Below are 17,064 nucleotides of genomic sequence, written 5' to 3'. Positions count from 1 at the left end.
TTGGTCGAACGCCATGGTCCGTCATATTAATCCGTTGATCGGCAGGGTTTCCGTGTCAACACGTCGCCGCAAGACCACCAGTTCGTGGCCTGATGTTCAGCAGGGCCCCAAATACCCATGCGTTCCTGCCATCACGCTGGATTCGCGAAAAAAGCTACCTTCGCACCATCTGTGCACCCAATCCAACGGCACTGCGCAAACCAATCAGATTTGCAGAACATGAACGTCCGGCATGGACCGGATCGTGGCCAGATCCTGCTCGTAAAGCTCTGTGAACGCTTCAACTATGTCGGAATTCCAGCCCGGTAAATCGAGCTCTTCTTCGATTTGCTCCGGCCGGGCGTATTCGTCCAGAATATTCGCCATCTCTTCACGTCGGCGGCCGTGATCGATGGCGTCCCCTTTTCTCACGATGTCCAATACATGACGTTGTCCGGCTTCTGTCAAAAGGGAGGACAGGAATGCAAACTCTTCATGAAGCACAGCCTCGTCAGGCAGTCCCGCTATGGCGCGGATGATATCGCCCCAGATAAGCGGGGAATTCTCGTGTTCCCACAAGGTGAGCTGAACCTGAGGCGCAAGATCCCGCAGGTCTTCGATCATGCCAAGCCAGCTGAGGCAGCTTAAATCGGTGCTGGCCAGAATGTCCCGCCGATGGTCTTCATGGATCGAGGCCAGAATCTTTGGGATAAAAACCCCGGGGTTCACCAGCCCTGCAAACACTTGAACCTGCACGCCGTCCAGCAGAGTGTCCGTATGGGCTGTTCTATTCCCCGCAAACGGATAGATCTGGCCGTCTTGCAGCGCGGTGCGCCTGGGGCCAAAGAACTTGTCACTCGACACAACCACGCGGTCCAGATTCTGGTTTCCGGCCACAAGCTCGGACAATCTGTTCCGTGCGTCTGCATCAGATACACCCTGCAGAATCGAGTCAGACATCACTTTGACGAATAGCCGGGACCGACGCGGCCCCAGAACCGCAGTTCGGTATTTGGCAAGTACGCTCCTGTTCGCGCCAAGCGAGGACATCACCAGCCCTTCATCCGAAAAGGCAACACCGGCGTGTATGGCAACCTGCATTTTTTCCTTTACCCCTTGGCTTTTCTGCATAGCCGCGTCCGTTACCACTCGCGAGATATTTGCAACGGATGAATTCAGCGTTTTTTTGCACGTTCTCAGGAAATCGGGCAATGTCTAAGTTTGGGCTAAAATTCAGGCTTGCAGTCTACTGCCAGAGGAAGTAATCGACAGCCAGTGCCCCTATAGCTCAGCTGGTAGAGCAACTGATTTGTAATCAGTAGGTCCGCGGTTCGAGTCCGTGTGGGGGCACCATCCCCTCAGCTAACACATTGGTATCGCTTCAGCTTTTAGCCACTGCTAGGAGCCGTAGACCATGTCGGAGACCATTTCGCGCCCATTCACCTTCATCAAAGATGGTGTTTTCTACTTCAGCCGCCGTATCCCGAAAGAGTTGAGAAACCACTACACGTCGCCTCGGATCACGTATTCGCTACGGACAAAATCGCCCAAGATCGCTGAAGCAAGAGCCAGAAGAGCAGCCGATCAGCTGGACGAGTACTGGTATCACCTGCGTTGTCGTGATGCAAAGCTACCAGAAAGCTCATTTACCGAAGTGGGGATGAACAATGGTCTACCGGAAGCCGAGTTACCCGAGACTTTTGATGGCGATCAGTTCCGGGTCTTGCTAGCCGCTGAGAAGTATCAGACAGGTTTCGACCAGCCCCTGCTGCAAACCATGTATGTCGTGAAACGGTTGGCAGGAGTTCAGGCTGTTCAGACCCTCTCCAGGCAAAACCGCATGGCACCGGGTAAGTCACGAACCTTTGTCCTCGATTTCGCCAATGAAGAGGAAGACATCTTCAACGCGTTCAAGCCCTACTATGAGGACACACCGGTCGGGGATAACTCGGACCCACAGAGGCTCAACGAGTTGCAGCACCGTCTGTTGGAATGGGCGGTCTTCACACGTGAGGATGTGAGTGCTTTTTCATCTGTTTGTTACGGGAAGCCGCGCGCGATACTCAGACCGAACTGGATATCCATTGGCATCCATTCGAGTTGATTCCGCAGATGGCCGAGGGTGGTGAGAACCTGCGCGAACACTTGGCATCGAAATACGGGACGACGTTGGAAGGGTCGATCAAGGCACGAGCCCGCCTGACCGAGATGGGCGCGGCACTGGGGTTCACGTTCAATTACGCCGATGACATGCGGATGTATAACACCTTCCGTGCGCATCAATTGATTGACTGGGCCGCCGAGCAAGGCAAAGGCCATGAAATGAAGCAGGCCCTTTTTTCGGCGTTCTTTACACGCCGCGAAAACGTCTCGGACATACAGGTTCTGGCCGATGCGGCTGCTGGCATCGGGCTGAACCGCGCGGATGCGTTGGACATGTTGCAAAGCCAAGATCGGGCCAATCACGTGCGCCAGAAAGAGCAATTCTGGATCAGCCGAGGAGTTCAGGGTGTGCCCGCAATGGTGTTCGGCAAACGTCACCTTGTGACCGGCGCGCAGGGCGAGGAAAACTACGCCCGCATCCTGCTGCATCTACGAGACGACAGGGCCGCGTGACATCCGTGAATACCGGGCACTGCCAGCGCAATAAACCCACGATCGGGCGGGTGTTGCCCGGCATGCCCTCGCTTAACAACAATTGTGGGGGTTGCATGACGAAAGTCTCCGCGACAACCTTCATCTTATAGTGAAACTCAATCTGGGTGGCGCTTGTCGGCCACAACAGCCTTCCAACCTTGAAGAGTTCCCAATTTATGGCATTGCATGACCACCCCATGTGGCGAAAGCCCCAACATCACCAGGACCTTGACCATGCACATGATCATGTCCACTGGGCCGAGCTGTTCTACGACCTGATCCATGTCGTGACGATCTTTCTGCTGGGCAATTACTTGTCGCATCATCTCGATCTGCATGGGTTTCTTGTGTTCGCCGGGGTCTTCATCACGCTCTGGTACGCGTGGGGCGAACTCAGCATATTCAACTCGATCTTCGTCAGCACCGATTTCTGGCACCGGCTGATTATGGCCGTGATGATCTGCACGGTGATGTTCATGGCAGCGGCGATCCCGGCTATTGACGGCAAGGGTTGGGTTTTCTTCGCGTTAGGATTTGCAGCGAACAGGGCCATGCTCGCGGCGCTGTACTATCGCGCCCGGCGGGCCAATTCATCTGGCGAGTCCATGTCGACGGCCCAGATCCGGAGTTTTTCGGTTTTTGCGGTGATCTTTGCCATCACGGCATTTCTGCCAACACCCTTGGCCTATTGGGTGTTTGCTGCCGCAATGGTGGCCACGCAGGCGATGTACATGATCCCAGGCCTCACTGTATTGCGCTTCGAACGTTTCGTCCCGCGCCTTGGCCATATGGCGGAACGGTTTGCTCTGCTTACACTGATCGTTCTGGGCGAAGGGTTCTTCAAACTCGTCGTAACTTTGTCCGAGAAAGGCATCTACAAAGTCTCACTTGATATGCTTGTTAATTTCGTCATCGGTGGCGTTTCGATGTTCATCATGTGCTGGATTTATTTTGACTTTGTCGGCAACGCCAAGCCCAACGACAAGAAGGTGTCGACATTGGTCATCTGGTGGCTTGCGCATCTGATCTTGATGTTATGCGGCGTCATGGTAGGCGTGGCCTTAGCTGCCGAGGTCAAAGTCGGTTTTTGGGAGCCATACCCGACCGAATATGCCGCCATTGGCTGTTTCGGCCTTGCAGGATATATCGCCATGCTTTGGGTGCTCCAGAACGTTATTGAACACCGTCTTGCATCGGACTTTGGGCGCTGGGATGTAAGGGTATTTGGGATCGTTCTGGCTATTGCCTGTTTCTTTATCGTCCCCCATGTTCCCTCGTTGGTTGGCAATCTGATCTGGGGCACAGCCTTGCTATCGCAAATCGCGATCCCCCTGATGCGCGCCTGGACGCAGTTTCGACATGAGTGAGGCAGTTACAAATTCGGGCTATCTAAAAAGGAAAGTCTATTGGTGGCTCGAGCGCCCGGACAGGGCGGCCACCGGTCCATGGTTGCTTGAAATAGCTCTAATTGCCCTCATCACACTGAACGTGGCCGCCGTTATCCTGGAGACGGTCGACTCCATATATACCCGTTGGGGCCTGGCGCTGAACCTCTTTGAGGGTTTTTCTCTGTTCGTATTCGTGGTCGAATACGCGGCAAGGCTGTGGGTCGCCACCGAAAATCCAAGTTACAAAACGCGTGCTGCCTGGGCTGTCTCCCCGATCGCCATCATCGATTTACTAGCGATTTTACCTGCGCTGCTCTATTTGTTCTTCCCGGTTGATCTGCGTCTGTTGCGGACCTTCCGTATGTTGCGGCTCCTCAAACTCACTCGGTACTCGCCTGCACTCGGAATGCTGCTCGCTGTGTTTGAGGAAGAGGCCGGCGCCTTTTTTGCGGGTTTCTTCATCCTGATGGTGATGCTGATCTTTGCGGCCAGCGGTGCGTGGCTGGCAGAGCACGAGGCGCAACCGGAGGCATTCGGCTCGATCCCAGCGGCGATGTGGTGGGCGATGGCAACGCTTACGACCGTTGGTTATGGCGACGTAACGCCCGTGACAGTTGCCGGTAAGATCTTCGGCGCTGCGATTACGGTGATTGGCATTGGGATGGCCGCATTGCCCGCAGGGATCATTGCCAGCGGTCTGAACGACCAGTTGCACCGCCGACGAGCCAGCCTGGAACGTGAATTTCGAAAGGCCTTGGAAGACGGCGATATCTGCGACGCGGACGAGGCCGTTATTGAAGCCGTTCGCAAGCAATTGGGTCTCTCGCGTCGCGCTGCCGATCATATCCGAAACCGCGTACACGCTGAGACCATGTCCCAGGCAGATCACTGCCCTACCTGCGGGCAAACTGTGCAATAGGCCAAGCCCCAAGCGTGAGCAATTGGCCTGCCACTGATCAGGTGCCGAGCTCCCAACTGGATCACAGCAGATCTGTGAAAATAGGGGGTTTCGAATAGAGTATTTCGCGTGCTTGGATGTTTCGCTGCTGTCCTACGCGATCTGTGTTGTCGACGGCATCCACGCAACTTGCTGTCGATAGCACGATGTAACAGAGCAAGCTTTCTCAGGTTTTTGCGAGTTCAAGCCGGGGGTGAATGACCCAAGCCTGCTTTGGCCGCATGGCCGCTTCTGTACCAACAGCCGTCCCTTGTTCCAGGGGCGCGACGTGTTGCGAAAACGGGAACTTGGTTTTTGAACATTGTGGAGCCTACATCCATTCCCGTCCTTCCCAAATTCGGCAAGTTGCCAATGGCTGTGGTCTGGTTGCTGCTCGCGTGCCTTCCCTTCGCACGAAGTCGCCCAAGCTCGCTGAAATGAAAGCCAGAAGAGCTGCCGATCAGCTCGATAAATACTGGTACCACCTGAGGTGTCGTGACGCAGAACTTGTGGGGAAGCACATGCTGAGGCTTCAAAATGCAGCGGGAGCCGACCACTCTGAACTGCCGCTGTTGCCTCCTCGTCATCTGTTCTTTTGTCTGAGGTCGTGGGGATTTACCTGCGGTTGAAGAGTATAGGCCGCCCTGTGACTTAAGAAAAACCGCAGAACCTAACCCATAAACCTGCGCGGTGTTTGGTCACAGCTTTGCACAGCTATCCCACAGATTTGCATGCCACAGAGAACCCCAAGAACAAACAGGGTCCTCTGGCACAGTTGCTAAACACAAAAAACAGTTTACTCCCAGCTTCCAGCAGACGAGCGCCAAGTCTTGGCTTCGGCATCCCAAACACTGGCGCTGACGCATGGCGTCGGATTTATTCCCTCGCAATCGGATCCATGCACGTCCGCGATGACAATGCGTTGGCTCCCAAAATCAACGACCGTCCAGCCTTGGTTGAGCAAGGAATGCACCTCTTCGCTAATCCAAAAGTGCGACATGCATCCGCCGGTACCACAGTAAAGGGATGCGGCGCTCGAACACGCAAAACCAGACTCATTCAGAACCCAGTCGCGTTGTAGATCTCCGTCGAGATCGACCCTTTCAACCGCGCCCCATGCTATGTCAAACTGACCGTCGTTGAACTCCGCGCAGGCTCGTGCCGCCAGATCAACCTTCGCCTGCAAACCGGGCGGAAGTTGCGATACATCAGCCGCGACAGCTGGTGAGGTCCAAACTAGTCCCGAAACAAGTACGATCCCGGAAACCAAATACTTCAGCTGGTGCTCTATTGGGGAAACTGATTGGAAGGCGGCGTCAATTGCATTGATCATATCTGAAGTCCCCGTATTCCAGCCAGTTTTCCGCGCCTTCGTAAAAAATCAGAAACTCGGACCTGTCTTCCCCAAGCAGGGCGACGACAAATCCGGCCGGCGGCTTAGAGTTTCCAAAATAACTATAGGCGGTCATGGCTCTGATCAACTCGCCATTGACCGATACTCGCGCGTCCCACTCCCCGTCCGGAGTGTCCAAAATTACCGGTTCGATCACGCGCTCTACCGCTCCGCCACCACAATAGGCGATGCCTTCGGGCGCTTCGTAGGAAGCCCCCTGGCGAGCACCTGAATCGCAGGCGGAGCGAAGGGACTGAATTGCCGCGCTGGAACCTTTCAAGTCAAAGATTCCATAGCTGATATCTTGATCAATCATGGACAGATTAACCGATGCATTGGCCGCAAGCTGGTCCAGTACAAAACCATAGTCCTCTTGACTATTGAAACTGACTTCGACGGGATAGTTGTCGACGATCTGCACGGCAGCGTTTTCTGCGCCAACCTGAAATGCCCCAACTTCGGTGGTGCCGTTCTTCAAAAATCGAATGGAAAGCCCCTGCTTCTGCACAATGTCCTGGCTGTCCTCAAATCCAGCCGGAGCAAAGCGGATACGGTTACACTGAAGTTCCAGCGTCATGTTTCCGGTCTGAATAAATGAATTGGGACTAGGCCCGGAACTGAACGACCACTCCGCCGATGCTGTGGTTGCCATTGCCATCATCAGCGCTCCAACGGAAATCGGCTTGAAATTCATTCTTTCTCTCTCCACGGCGTTGCATTTGGCTCTTTCTTGCAGCAGAGCGTCGGGCCCACCGCCCGGGTAACCAGATCAGGAAACAGGTTCGCCGTATTCGTTTGCGCCTTCTTGGGAAGGGCGCGTTAGCCACCAGATCATCAGGATGGACAGAACCAATTGAAGAATTGAGAAAACAACAATGCCGGTTGCGCCCAAAACTGCCGCGGGTCCACGTAATGTATCGGGGTTTTCCGTTCCTTGCTCCAATACCGAAAAGAACGCCACCCCGCCCAGCATAACAAAAAGCGTTGTAATGCTAAGCGCCATCGGCAGCAGCAAATACCAGCCAGGTCGTCCTGTATCATGCAGCCTCCGCCAACCGGCGGCCAGCATGGGTATGAGAACAGCCAGTTGGAAAACAGAGGACAGAACCCGAGAACCCTGCCCTGTTTCGGGATTGGTCCCGAATATGATCGTATCCAGCACAGCTAATACGGCACTCACGAGAACCACAAACAAGAAGAACCACCAGTATTCTGATCGTAAAGCCCGACCCGAGAACTGGAAGTATTTCGAAAAACACGTTTTTACTGCTTCACCGAATCCCATGTTTTTGTCCCTTCGTCGTTTCTTGGCGGCGTCAAAAACGCTTGGCCGCGTAGGGAACACTCGCTTTTCTGAAAATCCCCACATTCTTTTTGTTTGAAAGCAAAAGCCTTTCGCACGAAAGCCTAGAGAAATTTACGCGCGGAAAAAATATTGATTTATGAAAAATTAGATTCAAATATGAGAATTCGACGCAACTTTATTTTACCTCCGTTGTTGTCGCTGTCGCCCGATTTACCGGGCCCTTCCGACTGCCGGAGTGAGTGCTGGCAGTCGGAAGGCGTTTTCAATGATCGAGCGTTGGGAGAACGCGATGCCAAGACTCAAAGCACTAGCTCTTCTTCCAACGTTCGCTCCAGCTTTTCCAGTGCGGTCACGCGTTGTTGGCAGTGCATGCGATCAACGCAATATTGTTCTGCCGGCCAAACCTTGAATGGCGAGTCTTTTGCAAACGGCAGTCACCATATCGAGGTATGTTCTATTGGGCGCATAGACGCTGGAGCTTAAAAAATGTCGCTTCCAACTCAATTGAGATCAACGAACCAGAGGGAGAAGAAAATGACCAACAAGATGGTGATGGTTGCAGGCACGACATGTTTCGCACTGCTTGCGGCCTGCGACGATACGGGTACATCAAGCGCGTCTGCCGAGCTCACGCCCGCTCAGCAAGCGTGTTTGCGAGACGTGGCCAACACAACGAACAATTCGCAAGTCGTTGTGCTGTCGTCTGCGTTTAGCGAGGCGGGAACCCAGGTCACCGTCGGCGTTGGCGAGGATCGTGCCCCATGGAACTGTATTGCTTACAGTGATGGCGCCACAGCCGGTATCGAGTTCCTGGGCGACGAAGGCGCATTGTGACCTGTTTGGTGCGTGGCTGAACACGGCCGCGCAGCACTGGCTCGCTCATCGGAATGCTCGACTTGGTTTGTAGAATAGCCACTATCATATTCGCGATCCTTTACCTGTTGGCGTTGGTTGCGTTCATGACGGGTACATTTGGCTGGTTGGGGCAAGAAAAAGACCCTTTGTCCGGGGTGTTCCTTTTGCCGTTGGGGTTGCCCTGGATACTTCTAGCGGACTTGCTCTCGGAGGCGACCAAACCGTGGTTCGCGGCGCTCGCACCGGTTTTCAACCTTTTAGCGCTGGTCTTGATTTGCAGATGGACACGCAGTTTGCGGCAGCAGTGAACGCCGAACGCATTCTCACCAAAAGGGAGGAAAACATGGGAAAAGTGATCTTGGGTATCGTGATCGGGCTCGTCCTCGGCGTGGTTGGGGCGATGACCTTGGGTGGAGGTGCCGCGGTGGGTGTCGGCGTTGCGACAGGCTTGTCCGCCGGTGTCTGCTCTACATTGAAAGGCGCACAAGCCGAGAATCTGATCACCGCCGAGCAAGCGGATCAGATCCTCAATCGCGTGAATTCCGAGATGGCATCACTGCAAGGAATTGAAACGACGGACGAGATCGTCGGCAGCGCACAGGCATGCGATGAGTTTCTGTCCAAGTTGCGGGAAGCGAAATGAAGTTCCGCTTTGTACAGAAGAACACTGTAAGGATTAGCCAACAGGGGACAATCTGATGAAACTCCGTTTACTGAATCTCCTCACACCCATGTTTGCAATTTCGGGCACAGCTGCTCTTGCAATGTCGGAAGCCGATGACGCGTGTATCGATCATTTACGGCAAGTTGGTGGGCCAGACGGTCAATCCGGTACGATTGAAAGCTCAGAGTTTTCCGAAGCTGGCACGCTGGTCATGCTACGTGACGCAGGTGGGACACTTTGGCGATGCATCGCGTACAAGGATGGAAGCATCGGAGAGATGTCGGTTGTCGAGGCGATGGATGATGGTGGTGGAGCTATGGCCGGTGCCGAAGGATCTACTGAAAGCCGACGCGTCAAATTTGATGCTGGTTCAACTGGCGCCGAACTCGTTGGCCAACTCGCGCCCGGAGCGTCCCAGCAATATGTCCTTGGCGCCAAAAACGAACAGTTCCTTTACGTTCGCGTTGCTCCGCGAAATGGCACCTTGGACTACGTTATTCGAAACCCCGATGGTTCTGAACTGTTGGGATTGATGTCGGCGGACAAGGAGTATCGAGGGCAGCTGTGGCAATCCGGTGATCATGTTGTCGAGCTCATCAACCGCGGCAACTCTTCCGTCGGCTACAACGTAATTTTCGGAATTGAATAGGTGATCGACGGAAAACCCTGGAACGGCAACTCAAATCAGCTAGGAAAAAACAGATGAAATCCAAAGTCTTTTTGGTGATCGGTACAGTGTGTATTTCTGTACTCTCAGCATGCGACGAGAGTGGCGGGTCAGTGGATGCGAGTGCACCAACTGTGGGCAGCTCTAGCGATCTTTCGTCATTTGAAGGGGCCAGAGCGGGTCAGGCTGAAATGGGCATCCAAAGTCTTGGGTTTGAACTTATCCGAAGCGAAGGGCTGACCTCTTACTGGTTTAACAAAGATACCGGCGCATGTGCGCGGATCACGACATCTGAAGGAAGGTATTCAGATGTAACTATGCTGCCATCAGGCGACTGCTGACAATTTTCAACAATCCCAAATCTGAAAAAAGGAGCTCTAGTTTGCATTTCGATCTGGCACATGCGGCGGTCATCGTTGTCGCTTTGATTATCACAAACCTGGCATTGAAATCGGCCGGCGTGATCAACGAAGAAAACAAACACCAGTGGAATTGGAAAGTTGTTCTGGCCTACTTCGTGGTCGTCGTTATCATCAATCTGGTGTGGCCAATTTGAAGCTTCGCGGCGGGACGCTAACCGCCACCAAAGATGTTTACGGTGAATGTGTCTCTGCGAGAGATTACCGGCTGGAAAAGTGTGAGCATCACGGGCTGAACACAGAAAGGAACACGCATGCGGTTTTTGACGTCACTTATATTCATTGGTGTTCTGGCAACCGCTGCGACTTCTGACGTCACCAGCCGAAACGGTGGCCCTAGCAACAGCCAAATGCTTTCAAAAAGTGGCGACGGAGGGGTCGATGGCGTCGCTTTCTTCCGCCCAGTCTTAAGCGGTGTGTTGTATCGATCCGGTTTCAAGGGCGGCGACAAGGATCGAACGGGTCTGAGTGACGTTCAACGCGAAACCTTGTGCGAAAAAGGGTTTTCAACCGGGTTTTATGCCGACTTCGGCAAAAACACTCAGTACGGCCGCACCAGTTGTGGGAACGGATCCTTTGACTATCAGAGCGCCAGATCCTCCCGTCCCGGTGCCGTCATGGCATCCATACACGAAGTAATTGAAAACCCTGGAAAGGGCCCTGTCCTGGTACACTGCATGTGGGGCGTTCATTCCTCGGGTGCATTGTCGGCGATGGCGCTCGTTCAGTTTTGCGGTTGGACAGAAGAAAGGGCCAAGGAATATTGGAATGATGCCCGAAACGGTGCCCCATGTTCAGGCGGATGCGACAAGTGGATTGACGCAAAATTCTCCAACTTCAGTGTCGACGCCAATCTGAAGATTTCCGCCGAACAACGGGCTGCGATTTGCCCTAGATGATATCCGGAGGACTATTCAAATGAAGTTCCATCTTCTGGGGTCTCTTGCTTTCATTGCACCCACCATCTTGTGTGCGAACGACGATGTTCTCGGTGAAGCCACGACATTTGATAGTCCCAACGGCGTTACTGAACGCTGTATTCGGATCGAAAAAGTTCCAACGGGCGAGTATAAGAAAAGCGATCTTGAGGAAGAAACAACCTATTGCGAGATTGATTTCTATGCCTCCGAAATTGCTGTTTGCCCAAAAACCTGGAGCACCAGCCCAGGAATGGCCGTCTACGATATTTCGGAAGGACCCTACGCCGGGAACCGTTCCGAATTCGAGAGAAACGCTTGCAAAGAGGGGAAGGCGGCAAAAGATCTGGCAAAGGACAGGGTGGCTAAATTCAAATCCACCATGAACCAGAAGGGTACAAGCGGAACGTTTTCAACCTCTTCGCTGCTCTACTACCATTTCTCCAGGTATTTCGACGCGACGGTGAACGTTCCGGTGGCGGTCTGGCGTAGCATGGACGCTCAGGCGCATCTCACCGAGGTCGCAGAGCCCGGCCTTGCGATTTCTGGTGGCTCTCATGGCGGGCGCATGAACCATGAAGGCTGGCGGGTATTCGTGGCTGCGGATGCCGGTCCGAACTCGTACCAGCCAACCGATGATCTGTTCACCGCGGATCGAACGCAGATATACGGTGTCCTGCTTGACAGCCCCGGTCATCGCTACGGCTCGGAAATCAACGGCACCCGTAAATCCGGTTGGGGCAAAGGCCAAAACCGCGATTTTCAGGAAACACCCGCCTTCTTGGCCTTGCGGTCTTCAAAACCCTTGCCCGAAGCCATTGTAGAGGGTGTCAGGGAAGGTCGAAAGGATCGGCAGATCAACAAGGATCTCGGCCCCGATGTCAGCGACCAACAGATGGCATTTTGGATGCAAGAACTTACCGAGATTGTTCTGCTCGACTTCATCTTTAGCCAGCAGGACCGCGTAGGAAACATAGACTTCACACCCTATTGGTATTGGGTCGAAGACGGAGACCTGAAGCACAAGAAGGCCAAGCACCATAAGCCAAACGATGGAGATGTTCCAGCCGACGCATTATTGATCCGTCGCAGCAATCTAAACGACAACGATGCTGGTGGGCGTGTCGAATATGCCAACTTTGCGAAATCCACTCAGATGCTGGAGAAAATGCGACACTTTTCTCCAAGCACTTACCAGCGCTTGTTTGCTTTGAATAACGACCTTCAAACGCAAGGCCCGATTTATGACTGGTTGTCGCAAAGCTTTGGCCTGTCAGATAGGCAGATTGCGCAAGCCGTTAAAAATACAGCGCTGGCAACGTCCATTCTCCAGAGCAATTGTTCAAAAGGTGTTTTGATGTTCGACTTGGACCCCGTCGCATTCTTTCTGAAAAACGACACCGAGGTAAAGGCTGTAGACTGTAATGACCCGTAAGCGCTCCGTCACCGCGGCGGTGTTGATTTGGTCCGCTCTGCTTGCCTGCAAAGCGGCGGCTTTGGATGTAATCGTCATATCGGATCTGAACGGAAGCTATGGCTCGATAAAATACGATGCCCGTGTCGACAAAGCAATTGAACGGATAATCGAGATTGATCCCGATCTGGTGGTTTCGACCGGAGATATGGTTGCGGGTCAGCGCATTCCCAACTTGTCAGACAAACAGGTCAGAGAGATGTGGAAGGCGTTTCACAAGGCAGTGTCAGACCCGCTGGAGGCTGCCGGAATTCCATTTGCGGTCACGCCGGGAAACCATGATGCCTCTGCCTATCGCGGGTTCGAACGTGAAAGAAAAATATACGCCGAGGAATGGGCACCGAGAAAACCAGACGTCGATTTCCTGGTTTCGAAGGACTATCCGTTCTTCTACGCGTTTGAGATGCAAGGCGTCACGTTTGCGTCTTTGGATGCCACGACCCTTGGGCCGCTATCCATCGATCAGCAGGACCAACTTGAGGAACTGGGGGCGAATGGAAACCCGATTGTCACTTTCAGTCACCTGCCGCTTTGGCCCTTCGCGATCCAGCGCGAACGCGAAATCATCGGTGACCCGGCACTTGAGAAAATCTACCTGCAAAGCGGGGTCGTTCTGCATCTGTCCGGCCACCATCATGCCTTCTACCCAGGCTGGAAAGACGGTGTGGCTTATGTTTCCCAAGCTTGTTTGGGCGGTGGTCCACGACGGCTGATTGGTGATAATGTCAGATCACCTCACAGCTTCACTCATGTTACGTTCCAGCCGAACGGAGAGTTTGGGATAGCAGTATATCGAGGGCCCGATTTCGAAAGGTCGGTAAACTTCAAGTCGCTCCCGAAAGAGATCAGATCCCCGAATGCGGTGTTGAAACGATTGGACCTTGTGAAATAACTAGAGGTTGAGTTTCAACTCAACTTTTTCGGGGACCAGATCGTTTATCATCTCTTCGATCCGGGCTTCTGAAAGTCCACCCGAAGTAATGAAAAGCAATGAAACGCGAGACTTGCCGGGGACGTGGTGTTTTCTGACCAGCTTCCAGCCGGCGTCTGCGGCCATGGCTTCAATGGCGCCGCTGACGTTCAATGAGTGCTCTTCGTCTGAAGCTTTGAGAGAAATCTCAACACCCTTGTTACGTCCACCGAGCCAAATGAAACACCAACAAACAACTGCCACCAGCGTGGCCATCAGCGGCAAGCCCAAACCGACCGCAAGACCAAGAACAGTTACGACTATCATTTCGACGGTGTCTACCGGATCATCCAGATTGGAGCGAAACCTGAGCAAAGCTCCGATGCCAAATATGACAAAACCAATCATTGATCCGTGCTGAACCACCAGGAATCCAACAGCCATGCCAATAAGAGCATAAAGGAAGAACAGCCTCGGCATGACCAAGTCGCCGATGCTTCTACGGGCTTTGCGTCTCACCGGATGATAGACGATCAAGCCAGCCAGAATGATCGTGACCACCACATCGAGAGTAAAGAAATACAGTTCCTGTTTGCCGCGAAACTGAGTCCATTGGCGTTCGATCAGAATTTCTGACTCCGAAGCTCCGGCCAGCATCGTTGCAGGATCGATTTGCGACACCGCAGCGCCTGGCAACAGCAGCATCAACAACACGGTTTTAAACGGGAATGTCGTATTCAGCTTTTCTTCCTTCCTGCTCAGGCCAAGGGCTTAGGCTTCACCACAGGCACATCGTGCCCCATTCAATTCAATCGCAACAAGCGGGATCAGGTAAAGAGTTCAATGAGCATTCTTCCGACATCGCATCTGAGTTGTGATAAGAACGCGATAAAGGGATGTGTTCAACGGGCGAGAAAACTGAATGGCAGAAAACAAAGTGTTTCCGTCAAAACCTGAAATTTCACGGAGCTTCTTTATGCTTAGACGGCTCGCTTTTGCGCCCGGGTTAGTGGCGGCAGCCTTCCTGCTGTGGGCTGATCCTGCATGCGCCGAAAGTGCTGATCTGGTTCTGGTCGATAGGTTCAAGGTCGCAGACAAATCAGAAGGGTTTTCAGAGCCTTCAGGTCTGTCGCTTTCCAGCGCTGAAGGCTTCTTGTGGTCTGTCAGCGATGCCGAACCTAAACTGCATCTCCTTGGAATCGACGGGGCATTGGGAAACTCTTTCAAGTTGCCATCACTGAAGGGATCAGACCTCGAGGGTGTCGCTTGGCGAAAAGATGGATCTGTTTTGGTGCTTCAGGAAACTGACCGGTCAATTCTAGTCGTTCACCCAACCAACCCCATTCAACTTACAACGGTTCCACTTGCTACTCTCCAGGGTTATTCGGATGCAGCTGAAATGCTCGTCGGCAATCCATTGAACAAAGGGCCTGAGGGCATCACAGTCGATCCGGACACTGGGCGAGTATTCGTGGTCATCGAAGGGAAACCGCGGTTGTTGCTGGTATTGTCACCAGAGCTGACGGAGATTGAGGAAATCACCCCCTTGGATCGCGAATCTGGTTTTATGTCCGATCGCATAAATGACGATGAGCTGGATGTAAGCGGATTGGCTTGGTCTGCGTCCTCAGGTGTACTGTGGATTCTGAGCGACAAAGGGCGCCAGATCTTTTTGTACAATCCCGAGACGAGAACGGCAGAGACAATAGAACTAACTTATATGAAAGACGGCGACCGTAAGGTTGTAAAGCATCCAGAAGGGATCGCCCTGGATGAGCCCAATGGACTTCTCTACATCCTGACAGATGATGCCGAGAAATCGCGACTGTATGTTTTTGATATTCCCGAATTTTGATAGCTAGAAAACGAAGCTCACACCGCCACAATGGCTTCCGCAAGTTGTTGCAGCTTGCTTTGTACGCTTCTACCTTTGTCCGCCTCGATCAGAACCTCCGTTGCAGTGTGGCTCGGACTAGGCGACCTTGATCCAGCGCAGGACATTGCGCGGGTAAATTTCATGCTCACGTCATACGTCGCAAAAAGGCTTCAGCCGTCGTGACATGCTTGTTTTTGACCTCTGGCGACATGCGCCCAGCCGTACGGCACATCATCGCCCAACGGGGATTGCCAGCAAGTCTATCGGTGTGTTTCAGGATAAAGCGCCAATAAAGCCCGTCCCAGATATCTGCCCAGGGCCCTTTGCCCCAATGGCTCATTTTTCGAATGTAGTTTGAGCCGGAAAAATACGGTTTGGTGGTGATCAACCCGCCATCGGCATGCTGGCTCATCGCGTAGGCATTAGGAACCATCACCCAATCATAGCTGTCGACGAACATTTCCATAAACCAGCGATAGACATGGTCTGGATCAATCTCACACAGAAACATAAACCCTCCCAGTACCATAAGGCGTTCAATGTGGTGGCAATACCCGGTTTCGAGCACCCTTTTGATCGTGTCGTCCAGCGGATCAATACCAGTGGTTCCGTTGTAGAAAGAGCGAGGCATAGGGCGATGATGGCCCCAATGGTTTGTAGTGCGCATCTGCACACCAAGGTTCTCATAGGTAGCACGTATAAACTCGCGCCAGCCAATGATCTGGCGGATGAATCCTTCTACCGAGTTAAGGGGAATGCCCTTGCGATCAGCATGCGCCAGGGCAGCGTCCAAAACTTGCTTCGGCGTCAACAAGCCAATGTTCAAAGCAGGCGTAAGAACGGCATGCCATAGCCAGTTTTCGCCCTCGACAATGGCATCTTCATAGTCGCCAAAGTGTTCGAACCGCCGTTCCAGAAACTGCGTCAGCCAGTCGGATGCAGCTTTGTGTGACGTCGGATAAAATAGCGTATCCAGGCCGCCCAATGCATCTGGAAATTCAGCGATAACGCTCGCTTTTGCAGCTTCATCAACTGCGTCATGGGCAGGCCAGTCGATCCAAGGCAGGCTGCCCAACAGCGCCTTGGGCACTTTTTTGCGGTTTTCCTCGTCAAAACTCCATTGTCCCCCGGCCGGTTGGCCGCTGTCCATCAACACGTTCAAACGGCGGCGTTGGCCCTTGTAGAACTCCGCCATGAACCAGCGTTTTCGACCGGCAGACCAATCCAGATTGTCGGCCCGCGTATTCATAAAGCCGGGGGATGGCTGGATATCGAGCGTGATGTCGGTATTGCCAGCCGCTGCCCGAAAACGTCTTTCTGCAATGAAGTCTACTGGATCAGCCATGATCACTCGGCTGACACCACGATCACGCAAGTTTTGAAAAAGTCGCAGACATGCACCCGCCTGCGGCTCAAAGGGCCAGATCGCAGCATCAAAGCCCTTGGCGACCAAGCCATCGCGATAGCGCGCCATTGAGGCGCGGTGCAGCCAAAGCTTTTGCTTGTGCATCGTGGCGGGATAATACGCGTCGCCAAAGAACAGCGGGTCTTCGAAAAGCACAACAGTATCGGGCCGGGCGGCCAGGCCCGGGTGTTGGGCAAACAATTGGTTGGGAAGTAAAAGGGCGGCAGTGGACATGGG

Annotated in this window: 18 protein-coding genes and 1 tRNA gene; 13 read left to right on the top strand and 6 right to left on the bottom strand. The window is 53.4% G+C overall.

From position 1 onward, the window contains the following. Positions 1 to 204 precede the first annotated feature (204 nt). Positions 205 to 1,110, bottom strand: a complete 906-nt coding sequence (locus tag GS614_RS20450) for a hypothetical protein (RefSeq protein ID WP_171120638.1) — start codon at positions 1,108 to 1,110, stop codon at positions 205 to 207. A 146-nt stretch (positions 1,111 to 1,256) separates the two neighbouring features. Here GS614_RS20450 and GS614_RS20445 point away from each other — a divergent pair. The 5 genes from GS614_RS20445 (at position 1,257) to GS614_RS20420 (ending at position 4,923) form a co-directional block, all read left to right on the top strand. After that, positions 1,257 to 1,332: transfer RNA gene (locus tag GS614_RS20445), tRNA-Thr, on the top strand. A 61-nt stretch (positions 1,333 to 1,393) separates the two neighbouring features. After that, positions 1,394 to 2,083, top strand: coding sequence for a DUF6538 domain-containing protein (locus GS614_RS22300; protein WP_253285477.1), 690 nt, complete (start codon positions 1,394 to 1,396; stop codon positions 2,081 to 2,083). Next, a complete protein-coding gene (locus GS614_RS20430) occupies positions 2,017 to 2,595 on the top strand; it encodes a DsbA family oxidoreductase (RefSeq protein ID WP_174831849.1) in 579 nt (192 codons plus the stop codon). The genes GS614_RS22300 and GS614_RS20430 overlap by 67 nt, the downstream gene beginning before the upstream one ends. A 197-nt stretch (positions 2,596 to 2,792) precedes the next feature. Continuing rightward, positions 2,793 to 3,983, top strand: a complete 1,191-nt coding sequence (locus GS614_RS20425) for a low temperature requirement protein A (RefSeq protein ID WP_171727197.1) — start codon at positions 2,793 to 2,795, stop codon at positions 3,981 to 3,983. Next, positions 3,976 to 4,923: an ion transporter gene (locus tag GS614_RS20420; protein ID WP_171727196.1), complete on the top strand. Its 948-nt coding sequence runs from the start codon at positions 3,976 to 3,978 to the stop codon at positions 4,921 to 4,923. The genes GS614_RS20425 and GS614_RS20420 overlap by 8 nt, the downstream gene beginning before the upstream one ends. Positions 4,924 to 5,737: 814 nt before the next feature. On the opposite strand, the gene GS614_RS20415 is transcribed toward GS614_RS20420, so the two are convergent. The 3 genes from GS614_RS20415 to GS614_RS20405 all read right to left on the bottom strand — a co-directional run bounded on the left by GS614_RS20415 (position 5,738) and on the right by GS614_RS20405 (position 7,619). Next, positions 5,738 to 6,274, bottom strand: coding sequence for a hypothetical protein (locus GS614_RS20415; RefSeq protein WP_171171662.1), 537 nt, complete (start codon positions 6,272 to 6,274; stop codon positions 5,738 to 5,740). Continuing rightward, complete coding sequence (locus tag GS614_RS20410; protein ID WP_171727195.1) at positions 6,258 to 7,028, bottom strand: hypothetical protein; 771 nt, start codon at positions 7,026 to 7,028, stop codon at positions 6,258 to 6,260. The genes GS614_RS20415 and GS614_RS20410 overlap by 17 nt, the downstream gene beginning before the upstream one ends. Before the next feature lie 75 nt (positions 7,029 to 7,103). Beyond that, positions 7,104 to 7,619, bottom strand: a complete 516-nt coding sequence (locus GS614_RS20405; protein WP_171727194.1) for a DUF805 domain-containing protein — start codon at positions 7,617 to 7,619, stop codon at positions 7,104 to 7,106. Positions 7,620 to 8,174: 555 nt separating this feature from the next. Between GS614_RS20405 and GS614_RS20400 the strand changes: the two genes are divergently transcribed. The 7 genes from GS614_RS20400 (at position 8,175) to GS614_RS20370 (ending at position 13,528) form a co-directional block, all read left to right on the top strand. Further along, a complete protein-coding gene (locus GS614_RS20400; protein WP_152456658.1) occupies positions 8,175 to 8,474 on the top strand; it encodes a hypothetical protein in 300 nt (99 codons plus the stop codon). A gap of 364 nt (positions 8,475 to 8,838) precedes the next feature. Then, positions 8,839 to 9,138 (top strand): hypothetical protein, encoded by a 300-nt coding sequence (locus GS614_RS20395; protein ID WP_117870871.1) that lies wholly within the window; start codon positions 8,839 to 8,841, stop codon positions 9,136 to 9,138. 55 nt (positions 9,139 to 9,193) lie between these two features. Beyond that, positions 9,194 to 9,808: a hypothetical protein gene (locus GS614_RS20390; protein ID WP_216601230.1), complete on the top strand. Its 615-nt coding sequence runs from the start codon at positions 9,194 to 9,196 to the stop codon at positions 9,806 to 9,808. 53 nt (positions 9,809 to 9,861) lie between these two features. Then, positions 9,862 to 10,167, top strand: a complete 306-nt coding sequence (locus GS614_RS20385; protein WP_152456654.1) for a hypothetical protein — start codon at positions 9,862 to 9,864, stop codon at positions 10,165 to 10,167. 41 nt (positions 10,168 to 10,208) lie between these two features. Beyond that, positions 10,209 to 10,382, top strand: coding sequence for a hypothetical protein (locus GS614_RS20380; RefSeq protein ID WP_170755412.1), 174 nt, complete (start codon positions 10,209 to 10,211; stop codon positions 10,380 to 10,382). A gap of 781 nt (positions 10,383 to 11,163) precedes the next feature. Next, the gene (locus GS614_RS20375; RefSeq protein WP_152456653.1) at positions 11,164 to 12,597 is read left to right on the top strand and encodes a hypothetical protein; all 1,434 of its coding nucleotides are present in this window, start codon (positions 11,164 to 11,166) and stop codon (positions 12,595 to 12,597) included. Next, the gene (locus GS614_RS20370; RefSeq protein WP_171727192.1) at positions 12,587 to 13,528 is read left to right on the top strand and encodes a metallophosphoesterase; all 942 of its coding nucleotides are present in this window, start codon (positions 12,587 to 12,589) and stop codon (positions 13,526 to 13,528) included. Before GS614_RS20375 ends, GS614_RS20370 begins: the two co-directional genes overlap by 11 nt. On the opposite strand, the gene GS614_RS20365 is transcribed toward GS614_RS20370, so the two are convergent. Then, positions 13,529 to 14,257 carry a DUF4956 domain-containing protein gene (locus GS614_RS20365; protein ID WP_216601229.1) on the bottom strand — a complete coding sequence of 243 codons (729 nt, stop codon included), beginning with the start codon at positions 14,255 to 14,257 and terminating at the stop codon, positions 13,529 to 13,531. A gap of 211 nt (positions 14,258 to 14,468) precedes the next feature. Between GS614_RS20365 and GS614_RS20360 the strand changes: the two genes are divergently transcribed. Beyond that, positions 14,469 to 15,401, top strand: a complete 933-nt coding sequence (locus GS614_RS20360) for an SdiA-regulated domain-containing protein (RefSeq protein WP_171727190.1) — start codon at positions 14,469 to 14,471, stop codon at positions 15,399 to 15,401. 166 nt (positions 15,402 to 15,567) lie between these two features. Here the strand turns inward: GS614_RS20360 and GS614_RS20355 are convergent, their stop codons facing one another. Continuing rightward, positions 15,568 to 17,061, bottom strand: coding sequence for a cryptochrome/photolyase family protein (locus GS614_RS20355; protein ID WP_171727189.1), 1,494 nt, complete (start codon positions 17,059 to 17,061; stop codon positions 15,568 to 15,570). Positions 17,062 to 17,064: the final 3 nt, after the last annotated feature.

It is taken from the genome of Ruegeria sp. HKCCD6604, from assembly GCF_013110635.1.
Classification (GTDB): Bacteria; Pseudomonadota; Alphaproteobacteria; order Rhodobacterales; family Rhodobacteraceae; genus Ruegeria.
The sequence above is the reverse complement of the archived record's forward strand: the minus strand, read 5'-3'. Positions and strand labels throughout refer to the sequence as shown.